Consider the following 14,462-nt stretch of genomic DNA (forward strand, 5'->3'; position numbering starts at 1 on the left):
GATGTAGGGTGGTGGTCTCGCAGGGGCTTGCCGTTTCCACCGGCCCTGTCCTCTGCTGGTGTAGGTAACGGCACCGTCCGGATCGTCTTTAGCCTGAAATGTGCCGTTTTTGTGACCTTCGTCGTGGAAGTCGGGCTGGAAGCCCGTTCCCCTCGTCCCCGCTTACAACTTGTCGAACAGCGACAGCCCCTGGATCCGCAGCATCGACTTCTGTGCGGCCTCCAATGCGGTCATCTCCGTGCTGAGCCGGCTGACTGCTTCGGCCAGATCGGTGTCGCGCAGTTCCGATAGCGTTCCGCTCAGCGTGACTTCCTCGCTGCTGCGCCGCTCCGCGGTGCGATCCAGTTCCTGCAGGCGCATGCCCGTACTCGCGCGCACCGTGAGCATGTGGTCTTCCGCGGTGGCGATGTCGCCGATCGCGGACGCCATCGCGTTGGCGCGCCGCGCCGCGTCCGCCGGGGTGGCGGTGGGCGCTTCCAGCGTGTCCGCGAGTGTTTCCAGCGTGGCGAAGATGTCGCGTGTCGGCGCAGGTTCGATCGAGAACGAATCGCCGGCCGCCGGTGTTCCGGAAATGCGGAACTGCACGCCCAGACCGGCGGCGGGATCTGGGATCGCCTGACCCGGCGCCCACGTGCCCGTCACCGGTGGCACCAGCGCAGTCCCTGTGCCATCGAGGACTTCGTAGTTGGTCGCGGAGGTGAAGCGCAGCGACAGCGCTCGACCGTTCCATGCGGCCGGGTCGCTGACGTTCGCCGCATCCACAACACCGGTACCGGTGTTCGTAGTCGCGGCGGTGGCGCGCGAATAGCCATCGCCGGTGCGCACGCGCAGGAACACCGCGCTGCCCGGATCGGTATCGGCCACTGCGATTTCAGGCGCGATGTCGACGTCGTTCTGGCCGTCATCGCCCAGGTAGGCGACGCTGCCGGCGTTGTCGACGAAAGGCACGACGCCATCGCGCGTTCCCGCGAACAGGCGACGGCCATTGCCGTCATCGCGATTGGCGACGGATACCAACGCGGAACGCAATTGGCGTACTTCCGCGGCGATCGCCTTGCGGTCGTTGTCCGACAGCGGCGCGTTGTTGCCCTGGATGGCGAGTTCGCGCGCTCGTGAGAGCATGCTGCCGGCATCGGCCAGTGCTTCCTCTTGCAGGCGCAGGCGGTTGTCGACCTGTTCGGCGCCGCGCTTGTATTCGCCCAGCATCGCCAGCACGTGATCGAGCCGCTGCGCATTCGACGCGGCGACCGGATCGTCCTTGGCCTGGGTGATGCGGGTGCCGGTCGTGATCTGCTGCTGGGTGCGCGCGATTTCGCTCTGGTGGCGCAACAGCGCCGCCAAACCCTGGGCGTGCAGGCCGGCGGTGGAAATTCGCAAGGTCATCGGCGGATGGCTCCGAGCAGCGACTGGAATACGTTGTCGGCCGTGGCGATCACCTGCGCGGCGGCCTGGTAGGCCTGCTGGAAGCGCAGCATGTCGGCGGCCTCTTCATCGAGATTCACGCCGGACACCGATTCGCGCTCGGCTTCGACCTGCGCGTGGATGGCCTGCTGTGCCTCCAGGGTCAGATCGGCATGGCGCGCGGCGCTGCCCACACGTGCGGTGAGCTGGCTCAGGCCATTGGTGAGACTGGTAGTGCCGCCGTCGAGCAGTGCCTTACTGTCGAGGTTGGCGAACGCGCGCGCATTGCCATTGTCGGCCGAGCGCGGCGGCGTGCGCGACAGCGTGAAGCGATCGCCTGCGGCAGGCGCGCCTTCCAACGTCAGCGACCAACCGCTGCCGGCGATGGGCGCGCCAGCGTTATAGGGGTATGGGCCGGCGCCATCGATCGTGTATTGATCGGCGTCGATGAAGTCGACGGTGGCGCCGGCGAAACCGGCGAACGTCGCCGGATCGGTGATCTGCGTCGCGCCGACGCGCGCGGTGCCGAGGTTGCCGGTATCGGCCGCCCCCTGCAGCGGCGACGCGACCGCGATAGCGGCAGGATCCTGCAACACCACCTTGACGCTGGCCGAAGCGCCCGCCGTCGGCGATACGGCGAAGCGATCGCCATTCGCCGGTGCACCGCCCACGACCAGCGACAGTCCGCCGATGCGCAATGGATCGGCCGCGGTGCCGGTGCCGGTTAGCGCGATCGGTTCGCCGCTATCGGCGCGCGTCGCACTCCAGGCGCCGGTGTCATAGCGCAGGACGAAATCCTGGCCGGTGAGCGCGCCCACGTCGCTGACGCTTGCGGTGACGCTGGCCGTGCCAGTGTTCGATCCATGCGCATCGACGCGCGGCGGTGCAATCGAGAAGAAATCAGTGCCTGCCGCGCCGTTGTAATCGACGCCGGCGCGCTGCGCGTCGTTGAAGGCGAGGGCGAAGGCGGTAGCGGCGCGACCGAGTTCGGCGCGCGCCGGATCGAGCACGCGGCCGCGGAACTCCAGTTGGCCGGCGATCTCGCCGCCGATCGCCGAGGTCGGCAGGCGCATCGGTCCGTTAGCGCCTTCGAGCGCGATCTGCAGACGATCGGGGCGATACGGGTCGGCGACGGTCGTCAGCTGCATGGCGCGGCCGCCCAAGACCAACGCCTGTCCGCCGGTGGTGAAGACGTTGAGCGCGCCATCGTCCTGTTGGACGGTTTCGGCGCCGACGAGTTTGGAAAGCTGATCGATGCGCAGGGCGCGCGCGTCGAGCAAATCCGGCGATGCGTTGCTGCCGGCGCCGGCGATATCGCGATTGAGCGAAGCGATTTCGCTGGCGAGGCGATTGGCGTCGGCGACGGAGGTGACGATCTTCTGGTCAGTATCCTTTTCGACCGTGGCCAGCTGGCTATCGAGCGAACGCCAGCGCGTGGCGAGCTGCTGGCCCGAAGTGATCAGCTGACTACGCGCGACTTGCGAGGTCGGATCCGACACCACGCCCCGCGCCGCGCCGAAGAACGCCGACCACGGCTGCGACAGGCTCGTGGATTCGCCCGACAAGAGCGCATCCACGCGCGTGGACAGCGAGGACACCTGTTCCAGGCGGCCCAGTTCGCTGCTGCTGTCGATCTGGCGCGCGAACACCAGTCCGTCGGCGAGGCGGCGCAGGCTGCCCACATCCACACCCTGGCCGATGTAGGTCGCGCTGCTGCCCTGACCGGGACGCGCAGTGAGTTCCACACGCTGGCGGCTGTAACCCGGCGTCGCCGCATTGGCGACGTTGTGGCCGACGGTGCCCAATGCGCGCTGGAAGGCGAGCAGGGCGGAGGTGCCGGTGGAAAGAATGCCGCTCATGAATTAACCCTTTGGCGTTGCAGCAACGTCGGCGCTCGCGACCCAGCGCTGATCGACACCGACGTTCTGGCCCGGCAGCATCGCCAGGGCACGGTTGAGCGTTGCGCCGTTGGCAATCGCGGAAATTTTCTTGGCATACGACGGGTCCGTCGCGTAGCCGGCTTGCTGCAGCGCGCTGGCGAAGCGATGCACGTCTTCGCCGGCACCGCGTGCGGCGGCGTAACGGTCCTTGCCGAGCAGGCGGGCGTAGTCGGCGAAGCTGTCGGCGACCGAGCCGTAGGCGCGGAAATCGGCGCGTTCGCCGTGGCGCTGGCCATTGGCATATTCGTGTGTGGTGGCGCTCATGCGTGCGCCGCTCCAGCGGCCGCCGGCCTTGATCCCGAACAGGTTGTGCGAGGTCCCGCCGTTGTTCTGCACCAGCCGCCGGCCCCAGCCGGTTTCCAGTGCGGCCTGGGCGACGAGTGCGCGCGCGGGCACGCCCAATTCGGACGCGGTCTTCTGCGCCATCGGCCAGATCGAACGCACGAAGGCTTCAGGACTGCTGCAGTCCAGCTTCGTCGCCGAGGATTCGCAGGTAGCCATATCGGGAACGGTCGCCATGACCGGCGGCAAGTCGACTGCCTGCATGGATATGCCGGCGCTAGTAGGCGTCAGCGGCAGCATGCCGCTTGCCGTCGGCAAGGCCATCGGCGCGGTGGGGGCGGACAGCGGGAGAGGCGCCTGCTGATTTCCCGGTTGCGAGAACGGCGCGACGCCGGTGGGCGCCTGCGGCTGGTTGCGTTCCAGTTGCCGCACGATCATCGGCGCCAGACCCAGGCCGCGGCCCTTGCTCAATTCCTTCGCGAGCTGCTGGTCGTACATGTCGCGATAGGTGGTGTCGTTGCCCAGCATCGGATCGCCCATCGACGCGCTGCGCATCGACTTGATCAGCATGTGCGCGAACTGAGTTTCCAGGCTGTGTGCCGCTTCCTCGATGCGCGCATGCGAAGAGCCCGTCGATGCGGGCTCCAGGGTGATGCCGGTGGCGGGTGTCAGGCGCATGTCATGGGCTTGCAAGCGGCGTGCCTGCTGCGTCAGATCACCTCGAGTTCCGCCCGCAGCGCGCCGGCGCGCTTGAGCGCTTCCAGGATCGCGACGATGTCGCCCGGGGCGGCGCCCACGGCGTTCACGGCGCGCACGATCGATTCCAGCGAAGTGCCGCCGGCGAACAGGAACATGCGGCCGCCGTCCTGGCGCACCTCGACGTTCGACTGCGGCGTGACGACGGTGTTGCCGCGGCCCAGGGCCTCGGGCTGGCTGACGTCGAGGCTCTCCGTGATCGACACCGTGAGCGAGCCGTGCGACACGGCGGCGGGCAGCACGGTCACCTGGCCGCCCATGACCACGGTGCCGGTGCGTGCGCTCACGATCACTTTGGCTGCGGCGGCGCCGGGATTGATTTCCAGGGATTCGAGTTGGGCGAGGAAGGCGATGCGGTCGCCGGCTGGGGGCGTCACTTCGATCGTCACGCCGTCCAGCGCCTGGGCGCGGCCTGCACCGAAGCTCGCATCGATCGCCGACACGACTCGCGAAGCGGTGGTGAAGTCGGCGTCGTTGAGATTCAGCGTCACCACGCTGCTGCCGCGTGCTGCATTGGGTACGGAGCGCTCGACGATGGCGCCATTGGGAATGCTGCCGCCGTTGGGCGCGTTGACCGAAATCTTCGAGCCGTCCTTGCCGGCCGCACCGAACCCGCTGACGATCAGAGCGCCTTGCGCGATCGCGTAGATCTGTCCATCGGCGCCACGCAGCGGCGCCATCAGCAGCGTGCCGCCGCGCAACGAACCAGCGTTGCCGATCGAGGACACGGTGATGTCGATGGTCTGTCCGGGTTTGGCGAAGGCGGGCAGCTCGGCCTGGATCGCAACCGCGGCCACGTTCTTCAGCTGCGGATTCACACCCGGCGGGATCGTCACGCCGAGCTGGTCGAGCATCGTCTTGAGGCTCTGCACGGTGAAAGGCGTCTGGCTGGTGCGGTCGCCGCTGCCGTCCAGGCCGACGACCAGGCCGTAACCCACCAGCGGATTGCCGCGCACGCCGGCGACCTGGGCGAGATCCTTGATGCGTTCGGCATGGGCCGGCGCGATGCAAAGCAAAGAGAGCGCCGCCAGCGCGGCGCCGGGGAAAAAGCGTGAATCGACGATGTTTTTCAGCAGTCGCATGTCGACCTCAGTACGGGAACGCCGCGGAATTGAAGAAGCGTCCGAGCCAACCCATCGCGTTGGATCGTGCGAGGGTGCCGCGGCCGCCGTAGACGATCCGCGCGTCGCCGACGCGATCCGAAGAGATCCGGTTGTCGGGGCCGATATCGGCGATGCGGACGATTCCTTGAATCTGCACCAGCTCATCGCCCTGGTTCAGGCGCAGGCGCTTCTCGCCGGCGATGCGCAGGTTGCCGTTGCCGAGGTTCTCGACCACGGAGACGGTGATGTTCCCGTCCAGCCGGTTGCTTTGCGCGCTGTCGCCGGTACCGGAGAAGTCGCGCGAGCCCTCGATCCCGGCCTGCAGCAGCGGCTTGCCCTTGTAGGTGACTTCCTGGCCGAAGATCGTCGGCGCCGAAATGTCGACACCCGAGTCCTTCTTCACCGCGGTCTTGGCGTTGGTCTTGGCGCTGGTGTTCTCGACCAGGACAAGGGTCAGCAGGTCGCCGACGTCGCGCGCCTTGTTGTCTTCGAACAGGCGCATGCGCGGGCCGTTGTGGCCATTGCCGTTGCCGGCGCCAGCGTAGATCGAGCCGCCGCCATCGCCCGTCGTCGGAGCGGCGGACGCGTAGGTCTGAACCGGCGCGGGGCGTCCGGCTTGCGAACCGGTCTCGGCCGCGAACGGTTTCACGTCGCCGACGACGGTGGCGCAGCCGGACAGGGCGAGCAGGGCGGTGCAGGCGAGCAGTGCTTTCATCGCCGTGATCACAGGTTGTTGTTGAGGTAGCCCAGCATCTGGTCGGTGGTCGAGATCGCCTTGGCGTTGGTCTCGTACGCGCGCTGGGTTTCGATCATCGACACCAGCTCCTCGACCACGTTCACGTTGGAACCTTCCAGTGCCCCCTGGACCAGCACGCCGACGCCGCCCTGTCCAGGCGCGCCGCTCTGCGCGGGACCGCTCGCGCTGGTTTCGACGAAGAGGTTCTCGCCCTTGGCCTGCAGGCCGGCGGGATTGACGAAGTCCGCCAGTGTCAGCTGGCCGACCTGCACGGATGCGGCCTGACCGGCGATCTGCGCGCTGACGGTGCCATCGCTGCCGACGGTCACGCTCTGCGTGCCTTCGGGGAACTGCAGGCCAGGCTGCACCGGGTAGCCGGAATTGGTCACCAGTTCGCCCTGCGAATTGAGCTGGAAGCTGCCGTCGCGCGTGTAGGCGGTGCTGCCGTCGGGCATCAGCACCTCGAAGAAGCCGCGGCCATTTATCGCGACATCGAGCGCGTTGCCGGTTTGCGAGAGATTGCCCTGCGCGAACTGCTTGGCCGTGGCGGCCACGCGCACACCGGTGCCGGTCGACAGGCCGGTGGGCAATTGCGTCTGCTCGGAGGACGCGCCGCCGGGCTGGCGCACGGTTTGATACAGCAGATCCTCGAAGCTGGCGCGATCGCGCTTGAAGCCGGTGGTGTTGGTATTGGCGAGATTGTTGGAGATGACCGCCATGCGCGTCTGTTGCGCGTCGAGGCCGGTCTTGGCGATCCACAGAGCCTGGGTCATGGCGGACTACTCTCGGAAATAGGGAAGGGCGAACTCAGCGCGAGGACAGCAGGGAATTGGCTGCACGCGCGCTCTCATCGGCACTGTGCAAGACCCGTACCTGGGTCTCGAACTGCCGCGCGAGCTGGATCATCGACACCAGCATCGCGGTGCCGTCGACGTTGCTGTTCTCCAGCACGCCGGCGGCAAGGACATTGCCGGCGGCCGGCGGCGGTGCTTCCTTGCCGGGCGGCATGCGCATCAGGCCGTCTTCGCCGCGCACCAGGTCGCGTGTGTTCGCGGCGACGACCTGCAGGCGACCGACATTCGACATCGTCGATGCCGGCTGGCCCTGCGGCACGATCGAAATCGTGCCGTCGCCGCCGATGTGGAGTGAATCGTTGGGCGGCACCGTCATCGGTGCGCCGCCCTGGTCGAGGACCGACAGGCCGCTGGCCGTGGTGAGCAGGCCGTTCGCGTTGATACGCAGATCGCCGGCACGCGTGTAGGCGACGCCACCGATGCGATCCTGCACGGCGAGCCAGTGTTCCGGTTGCAGTGCGACGTCCAGGGCATTGCCAGTCGTCGTCAGCGAACCGGCTGCCGCGCTCACGCCCACCGTCTGCGAAATGGTGGCCACGCGCGAAGGCAGGCCCGCGCCCGCCACCGGTGCGGCGAGGGTTCCGTCCAGCGTCGCCTGGAAACCGACGGTGTCGGTGTTGGCCAGGTTGTGCGCGACCGACGCCTGTGCGCGCAGATTGGCGCTGGCGCCGGTCATGGCGATGTAGAGCGAGCGGTCGGTCATGGGATGTCTCGAAGTGCCTCTTTTCCAGTCATCCCCGCACAGGCGGGGATGACATCAGGATCAGCGGATGTTGATCACCGTCTGCGTGATCTGGTCCTGCGTCGAGATCATTTGCGCGTTCGCCTGGAAGTTGCGCTGCGCGGTGATCATGTTCACCAACTGCTCGGTGAGATCGACGTTGGAGGCTTCGAGCGCACCGCCCTGGACCAGGCCGAATTCGGAGGTGCCGGCCGCGCCGCGACGCGCCTGGCCGGACTCGAAGGTCTCCGCCCAGCCGTTGTCGCCCAGCGGCTGCAGGCCCTGCGGATTGGTGAAAGTCGTCAGCGCCACTTGGCCCAGCGGCGTGGATACGCCGTTGGTGTAGCGCGCATTGACGATGCCTTCGCTCGAGACTTCGATATTGATGAGGCGGCCGGTCGGGTAACCGTCCTGGTTCAGCGACGACACGCCGAAGGCGCTGCCGTACTGCGTGGATCCGCCCACGTCCAGCGTGATCGGCATCGGCGCCGCACCGGTGGTGGGCGCGAAGGCGGGCAGGGCGATGCGGCCGGTCGCCGGGGTGGTCAGCTGGCCGGTGGCCGAGTACTGCAGCGTCTGCGGCGCGCCCACATTGGTGCCGTCGATCTGCGTCTGCACCTGCCACTCGTTCGGATTGGCGGTCTTGATGAAGTACATCGACTGCGTGTGCGTGGCGCCGAGCGAGTCGTACACGGTTACCGAGGTGGTGTGGTTGTACGTCGTCGGATCGTTGGCGTCGAACGGTGAGATCAGCGGCGGCGTCGCGTTGCCGGGCAGATTGGTGCCCACTTCGACCGATGCGGTGGCCTGCGGCGGCGAGTCGCCGGTGGCCAGGCGCAGATCGTTCATGCGGCCGGTGTCGAAGCCGTTGCCGCTGGCATTGGGCGCAAACACCTGCAGGCGCTGGCCCGCCGGATTGACCACATAGCCGTCGCGATCGGTGCCGAAGTTGCCGGCGCGCGAATACACCATGGAGCCATTGGCGGAGAGGGTGAAAAAGCCTTGGCCGGACAGCGCCAGATCGAGCGAGCGCCCGGTGAAATCGACGTTGCCCTGGGCGAACTGTTGGGCCACTTTCTCCAGCCGGACGCCCGCGCCGATGGCGTTGCGCGACAGGCCCGAGGCCGACACCGGGAACACGTCGGCGAATTCGGCGCGCGACTGCTTGAAGCCGGTGGTGTTGGCGTTGGCGATGTTGTGCGAGGTGACGTTGAGATCGGCCGAAGCCGCGTTCATGCCACTGAGCGAGATGCGGAAACCCATTAGATGCTCCTGTGCCGTAGCGGTGGCGTCGCCCGATCAGCCGATGCGACGTATGGCCGACAGCGGATGACTGCCGAGGCCTTTGAGGTTGAGGACGAGCCCGCTGGGCTCGATGGAAACGCTGTCGATGTGCGCGGCGACGCCGACCGCGAGAGCTTCGGAATCCTTGCCGGCGCCGGAAGCCGCGCGGATGGTGTAGCGGCCGCCCGCCATCGCCTGGCCGGCGTCGTTCTTGCCGTCCCATTCGAAAGGCACGCTGCCTGCGGCGTTGGCCTGCACGGTCATCGTGCGCACGCGGGTGCCCGCTGAGTCGACGATTTCGACGGTGACCGGGCCGGCGGACGTCGCGGCGATTTCGCCGCGCACCGTGGTCCCGGCCTGTACGTCTAGCGTGTCGGTTTCGACCAAGGCGTCGCGGCCGACCAGTGCGGCTGCGCGCAAGGTCTGATCGGACTCCATGACACTCGCCACGGCCTGCATCGCGCTCTGCATCTTGTCGATGCCCTGCACGGTGGAGAACTGCGCGAGCTGGCCCAGGAACTGCGCGTTGTCGAGCGGTTTGAGCGGGTCCTGGTTCTTGAGCTGCTCGGTCATCAGGCGCAGGAAATCGGCCTGGCCGAGCGAAGTGCTCCGCTGGTTCTGCTGTACCGAAAGGCCCAGCGAGGCGAGGCTGCTGTCGGTGGTGCTGTTGCTGACCGTGGTCATGAAGGTTCCCGTAGTCTCTGCGATCGCCGATTAAGGTCAGCGGCCCATGTTCAGCGTGGCCATCGCGAGTTCTTTCGCGCTGTTGAAGACTTCGACGTTGGCCTGGTAGCTGCGCGAGGCCGAGATCAGATCGACCATCTGCGCGACCGGGTCGACGTCGGGCGCATATACGTAGCCCTGCGCATCCGCGAGTGGATGGCCGGGTTCATAGCGTTTGAGTGGCGCAGCGGCGCTTTCGGTGACCTGGGTGACCTGCACGCCCGCCAGCGCGGGATTGCCCGCGACCGGTTCGGCCGAGAACACCGGCTGCTTGGCGCGGAAGACCGTGTTGGGATCGCCGGAGACCGAATCGGCATTGGCGAGATTCGACGCGACGGTGCTCAGCCGCACCGACTGCGCATTCATCGCCGAGCCGGCTACGTCGAAAATGGGCAGGTTGCTCATCGCACGCTCCTTGCTTATTGGCCGGTGATCGCGGTCAGCATCGAGCGGACCTTCGATTCGATGAAGGAGAGCGAGGCGCGGTACTCGACCGCGGCCTGCGCATAGGCGGCGTTTTCGCGATCGCCATCGACGGTGTTGCCGTCCAGACTCGGCTGGCTGGCAGGGCGCAGGTAACGCGCGCCCGCGACGGCCTGCTGGATCGCGTCGCCGCCTGCGGCAGTTACTTGCGCGCCCGGTTGCAGGGCGCCGCGCAGGGCAGCGGTGAAGTCCAGGTCCTGCGCCTGGTAGTGCGGCGTGTCGGCGTTGGCGATGTTGGCGGCGAGCAGCTGCAAGCGCTGCTCACGCAACGCCAGCGCGGTGCCGTGAATACCAAGGAAGTCGGACATGGGCCCCTCCGGGAGCGATGCAGCCGGTGCTGCGTCTTCCCGGGCGAGGCAAGCGGCGTGCCAGAGACGCGCGCGGCGGGTCAAGGCCCGCCGCGTTTTGGAACCCGATGGCGGGTCAACGCGGCTCTAGAGAGAGCGGATGCGCGCCGCGATCCGGTCCGCGAGGTCCTTCTCGGAGTACTTCGGCACGAAATCATCGGCGCCCACGCGCTCCACCATCGCTTGGTTGAACACGCCCGACAGCGAGGTGTGCAGCAGCACGAACAGGCCGCGCAGCGCCGGGTCGTGACGGATTTCCGTCGTGAGCGTGTAGCCGTCCATCGCCGGCATCTCGATGTCGGAGATGACCATGGCGTAGCGCTCGTGCGGCGACTGGCCGGACTGGGCCAGCTGGCGCAGATGGTCGAGGGCCTGGCGGCCGTCCGAGAGCAGCGTCGCCTCCAGGCCCAGCTGATGCAGCACGGCGCGGATCTGGTTGCGCGCCACGCGTGAATCGTCGACGACCAGCACTTCGCGCGGACCGGTGGAGGCCGCCAGCTGCGTGATCTGGCTGGCATCGCTGCTGCGCGGCGCGGATTCGGCGAGCACGCTTTCCACGTCGATCAGCTGGATCAGCTCGCCCTGGTGGCGCGTCACGCCGGTGAGGTAGTGGCAGTCGCCGCCCAGTTCCGGCGGCGGCTGGATCTGCTCGACCGCGATGTTGACGATGCGGTCCACGCCGCCGACCAGGAAGCCCTGCACGGAACGGTTGAATTCGGTGACGACCAGGTACTTGGGTTCGAAGCCCGGCTCGCTCGGATGGCCGATGGCACGCGCCAGATCGAGCACCGGCACGCTGCGTCCGCGCACGTCGGCGGCGCCGGCGAACGCCGCGGGCAGCGAGGGCAGGGTGAACAAGGCCGGGCGCGGGAGCACTTCCTGCACCTTGAAGACGTTCACGCCAAAAAGCTGACGCGAGGCGAGCCGGAACAGCAGCAACGCCAGCCGGTTGTGGCCGGCCAGCCGGGTGCGTTGGTCGATGCGGTCAAGCAGGTCCTGGCTCATGGGCGCTTTGACGGCCGCGATGGGCGTTTCTTGAGCGAGCCCTCTCGCGATGGCCGACTCGGGCGCCGGGCACGCGGCTTGCACGAGGGCGGGCATGCCATTCCTTCGACGTTCCGCCGCCGTGTCGCCGCTCATCCTGGCCGCCATGCTCGCATGCGCGGGCAGGGCGCTGGCCGGTGCTGAGGTGCATCCGTTGCAGGACGTGCGCAACGCGGCGATCACGGCATTGGGTGCTCCCGCCGATGCGGAGACGACGCTCGATCCCGCCCTGCGCCTTACCCGCTGTGTGCAGCCGTTGCAGGCCGTGGCTTCCGGACCGCGTACGGCGCTGGTCCGCTGCCCTGATGCTCCCGGCTGGCGCGTCTATGTACAGGTGCAGGCGCATCGCGAAGCGGACGTCGTCGTCCTGGCCATGCCGGCATCGCCCGGCGTGCCGATCACGGCGGGCCATCTGGTCGTGCAGCACCGCGAAGTGGCTGCGTTGGCCGGCACGCCCTTCAACGATCCCGCCGTTCTGATCGGCCGTATCCCGAGCCGCCTGCTGGCGGCGGGCAGCGTGCCGACCGAAGCCGATTTCGGGGCGATCGCCAATCTGCGCCGCGGCGACCCTGTGACCCTGGTGGCGCGCTCCGGCGGCGTGGAAGTACGCATGCAGGGGCGAGCCCTGGGGGCGGCCCAGCCGGGCGGGCGGATCGCGGTGGAAAACGCCTCGTCCGGCCGTATCCTTCGCGGCCGGATCATCGGGGACGGGGAAGTGGAGATACTCCCGTGAGCCGCTGCATCCGCCATCGATTCTGCGGCCCTCAAGTTACCGGCGGGGGTGCCGTTACAGTGTTCGACCGAGCTATCAGGAGCGTGTCATGACCCACAAGATCGAAGGATCGCTGCCCGCTGTCCGCCCGGCCGAGACCGCCACGACCTCGGCTGCCCAACGTGCAGGCAACGAACGAGCCCAACCGGTCGCCGCCACCGGCGCGGCCGAGAGCGTGCGCTTCACCGGCGAAGCCGAAAGCCTGCAGGCCCTGGAACGCGAACTGGGCGCCGCACCCGCCGGCCTCGACATGGCGCGCGTCAATGCGCTGCGGGCCGCGATCGCGGATGGCAGCTACCGTGTCGATGCCGAGCAGATCGCCAGCCGCATGCTCGATCTCGACCGCGCACTGACGAAGTAAAGCCCGCCACGTCACCGGCATTCCCAGAGTGATGTCTTCAACCGTCGACGCCGCGCCCGTGCTACATCCGCTCGAAGCGCTGGAACGCGCGCTCACGGCAGAGCGCCGGGCGCTGCTCGAACACGACGCGGACGCACTGTTGAGCTCGACCGCCGCCAAGCTGGCGGCGCTGCGCCAGGCCGAGAGCCTGCCCACGCAGCCGGCCGACGCCGACCGCCTGCGGGAGCTGCGCGACTTCAACCAGGCCAACGGCATCCTGCTGGCGCGGCGGCGCCGCGAAGTGAGCTGGGCCCTGCGTCATCTTGGCCGCGTCGAATCCACCGGCGTGTACGATTCCACCGGGCAGCCCGGCGCCAGTCCTACGGCGCGCTGCCTCGGAGTGGGATGAGCGAACACGAAACGAATCCGTCGCCCGAATCCACGGGCGACGACCTGCGCTGGGCCGTCGATGTCGCCGGCACAGCCGTCATGCTGGTCGATGCGAACGGCCGGATCCTTCACGCCAATCCGTCGAGCCAGATGCTCGCGGACAAGTTGTGCCCCGGTGCAGGTCCGGAGTTTCTGCTTGGCCTGCTGTCGTCGCGCGAATGGGCGGAGGCATGGGCCAAGGGCCGCTGGTGTGGAGAGCTGAGCGTCGAAGGCACGGTGCTGGGCCTGCGCCTGTACACCGGCATGCAGGGCGGAGTGGCGCGCAGCCTGCTCACCATCGGCGAGGCGAGCCTGATCGCCGACCTGCAGCTCAGCGCATTGAAGGCGCAGCGTAGCGAACTGGAGCACACCTACAGGCGCCTGGCCGGCACGCAGGAACAACTGCTGCAGTCGGAGAAGATGGCCTCGATCGGCCAGCTCGCCGCCGGCGTCGCGCACGAGATCAACAATCCGATCGGCTACGTGCATTCGAACCTGGGCACGCTGCAGGAATACGTCAGCGCCTTGCTCGCGCTGGTCGAGTGCTACGACTACGCACTGCAATCCGACGATCCCGCCGCCCGCCGTCACGAAGTACAGGCCAAGCGCGATCGCCTCGACATCGATTTCATCACCGGCGATCTACCCAAACTGCTCGAGGAATCGCGCGAAGGCATCGAGCGCGTCACCAAGATCGTGCAGGACCTCAAGGATTTCTCGCGCAGCAGCAGCGAGCCGATGCGCCCCGTGGATCTGCACAAGGGCCTGGAATCCACGATCAACATCGTCTGGAACGAGCTCAAGTACAAGGTTCACCTGGAGAAGCACTACGGCAAGATGCCTCTGGTCGAATGCCACGGCTCCGAAATCAACCAGGTGCTGATGACGCTGCTCATCAACGCCGGCCAGTCGATCGAGAACCGCGGCAGCATCGCCATCACGACCGGCGCAGAGAACGGTGAGGCCTGGATCAGCGTGGCCGATACCGGCTGCGGCATCCCGGCGGACGTATTGCCGCGCATCTTCGAACCGTTCTTCACCACCAAGCCGATCGGGCGCGGCACCGGCCTGGGCCTGGCGGTCGCGTACAACATCGTCGCCAAGCATCACGGCCGCATCGAAGTCAGCAGCACAGTCGGCAGTGGCAGCGTATTCCGCCTGGTATTGCCGATCCGGCAGCCGACATCGGAGACCTCCGCTCCGGGTTGACGTCCTAGCGGACAAATGCCGCATCCGCGCATAAGCGG

16 protein-coding genes are annotated in these 14,462 nt (G+C 67.6%); 4 read left to right on the forward strand and 12 right to left on the reverse strand.

The window, feature by feature from the left end:
* Positions 1-162 precede the first annotated feature (162 nt).
* The 12 genes from flgL to ACYVJ8_RS05265 all read right to left on the reverse strand — a co-directional run bounded on the left by flgL (position 163) and on the right by ACYVJ8_RS05265 (position 11,635).
* Complete coding sequence (flgL, locus tag ACYVJ8_RS05210) at positions 163-1,383, reverse strand: flagellar hook-associated protein FlgL (protein ID WP_460709972.1); 1,221 nt, start codon at positions 1,381-1,383, stop codon at positions 163-165.
* Positions 1,380-3,260 carry a flagellar hook-associated protein FlgK gene (flgK, locus tag ACYVJ8_RS05215; RefSeq protein WP_460709974.1) on the reverse strand — a complete coding sequence of 627 codons (1,881 nt, stop codon included), beginning with the start codon at positions 3,258-3,260 and terminating at the stop codon, positions 1,380-1,382. Before flgK ends, flgL begins: the two co-directional genes overlap by 4 nt.
* Positions 3,261-3,263: 3 nt before the next feature.
* Entirely contained in the window at positions 3,264-4,301 is a 1,038-nt protein-coding gene (gene flgJ / locus ACYVJ8_RS05220; RefSeq protein WP_460709976.1) for a flagellar assembly peptidoglycan hydrolase FlgJ, read from the reverse strand.
* Between the two features lie 32 nt (positions 4,302-4,333).
* On the reverse strand, positions 4,334-5,461 hold the full coding sequence (locus tag ACYVJ8_RS05225; RefSeq protein ID WP_460709978.1) for a flagellar basal body P-ring protein FlgI: 1,128 nt from the start codon (positions 5,459-5,461) through the stop codon (positions 4,334-4,336).
* A 7-nt stretch (positions 5,462-5,468) separates the two neighbouring features.
* Positions 5,469-6,197 (reverse strand): flagellar basal body L-ring protein FlgH, encoded by a 729-nt coding sequence (gene flgH / locus ACYVJ8_RS05230; RefSeq protein ID WP_460709980.1) that lies wholly within the window; start codon positions 6,195-6,197, stop codon positions 5,469-5,471.
* A gap of 8 nt (positions 6,198-6,205) precedes the next feature.
* Positions 6,206-6,991 carry a flagellar basal-body rod protein FlgG gene (flgG, locus tag ACYVJ8_RS05235; RefSeq protein WP_460709982.1) on the reverse strand — a complete coding sequence of 262 codons (786 nt, stop codon included), beginning with the start codon at positions 6,989-6,991 and terminating at the stop codon, positions 6,206-6,208.
* Between the two features lie 34 nt (positions 6,992-7,025).
* Positions 7,026-7,775 (reverse strand): flagellar basal body rod protein FlgF, encoded by a 750-nt coding sequence (locus ACYVJ8_RS05240; RefSeq protein ID WP_460709984.1) that lies wholly within the window; start codon positions 7,773-7,775, stop codon positions 7,026-7,028.
* Between the two features lie 60 nt (positions 7,776-7,835).
* Complete coding sequence (flgE, locus tag ACYVJ8_RS05245) at positions 7,836-9,056, reverse strand: flagellar hook protein FlgE (protein WP_460709986.1); 1,221 nt, start codon at positions 9,054-9,056, stop codon at positions 7,836-7,838.
* Between the two features lie 36 nt (positions 9,057-9,092).
* Positions 9,093-9,761, reverse strand: a complete 669-nt coding sequence (locus ACYVJ8_RS05250; protein ID WP_460709988.1) for a flagellar hook assembly protein FlgD — start codon at positions 9,759-9,761, stop codon at positions 9,093-9,095.
* 36 nt (positions 9,762-9,797) lie between these two features.
* Positions 9,798-10,205, reverse strand: a complete 408-nt coding sequence (gene flgC / locus ACYVJ8_RS05255) for a flagellar basal body rod protein FlgC (protein ID WP_460709990.1) — start codon at positions 10,203-10,205, stop codon at positions 9,798-9,800.
* 14 nt (positions 10,206-10,219) lie between these two features.
* Positions 10,220-10,591 carry a flagellar basal body rod protein FlgB gene (flgB, locus tag ACYVJ8_RS05260; protein ID WP_460709992.1) on the reverse strand — a complete coding sequence of 124 codons (372 nt, stop codon included), beginning with the start codon at positions 10,589-10,591 and terminating at the stop codon, positions 10,220-10,222.
* Between the two features lie 126 nt (positions 10,592-10,717).
* Complete coding sequence (locus tag ACYVJ8_RS05265; RefSeq protein WP_460709994.1) at positions 10,718-11,635, reverse strand: chemotaxis protein CheV; 918 nt, start codon at positions 11,633-11,635, stop codon at positions 10,718-10,720.
* A 94-nt stretch (positions 11,636-11,729) separates the two neighbouring features.
* Here ACYVJ8_RS05265 and flgA point away from each other — a divergent pair, with 94 nt between their 5' ends.
* The 4 genes from flgA (at position 11,730) to ACYVJ8_RS05285 (ending at position 14,424) form a co-directional block, all read left to right on the forward strand.
* Complete coding sequence (gene flgA, locus ACYVJ8_RS05270; RefSeq protein WP_460709996.1) at positions 11,730-12,407, forward strand: flagellar basal body P-ring formation chaperone FlgA; 678 nt, start codon at positions 11,730-11,732, stop codon at positions 12,405-12,407.
* Positions 12,408-12,495: 88 nt separating this feature from the next.
* The gene (gene flgM / locus ACYVJ8_RS05275; RefSeq protein WP_460709998.1) at positions 12,496-12,807 is read left to right on the forward strand and encodes a flagellar biosynthesis anti-sigma factor FlgM; all 312 of its coding nucleotides are present in this window, start codon (positions 12,496-12,498) and stop codon (positions 12,805-12,807) included.
* Positions 12,808-12,838: 31 nt separating this feature from the next.
* Positions 12,839-13,195 (forward strand): flagellar protein FlgN, encoded by a 357-nt coding sequence (locus tag ACYVJ8_RS05280; protein WP_460710000.1) that lies wholly within the window; start codon positions 12,839-12,841, stop codon positions 13,193-13,195.
* A complete protein-coding gene (locus tag ACYVJ8_RS05285) occupies positions 13,192-14,424 on the forward strand; it encodes an ATP-binding protein (RefSeq protein WP_460710002.1) in 1,233 nt (410 codons plus the stop codon). Before ACYVJ8_RS05280 ends, ACYVJ8_RS05285 begins: the two co-directional genes overlap by 4 nt.
* Positions 14,425-14,462 lie beyond the last annotated feature (38 nt).

The sequence above is a fragment of the Lysobacter terrae genome, assembly GCF_054782215.1.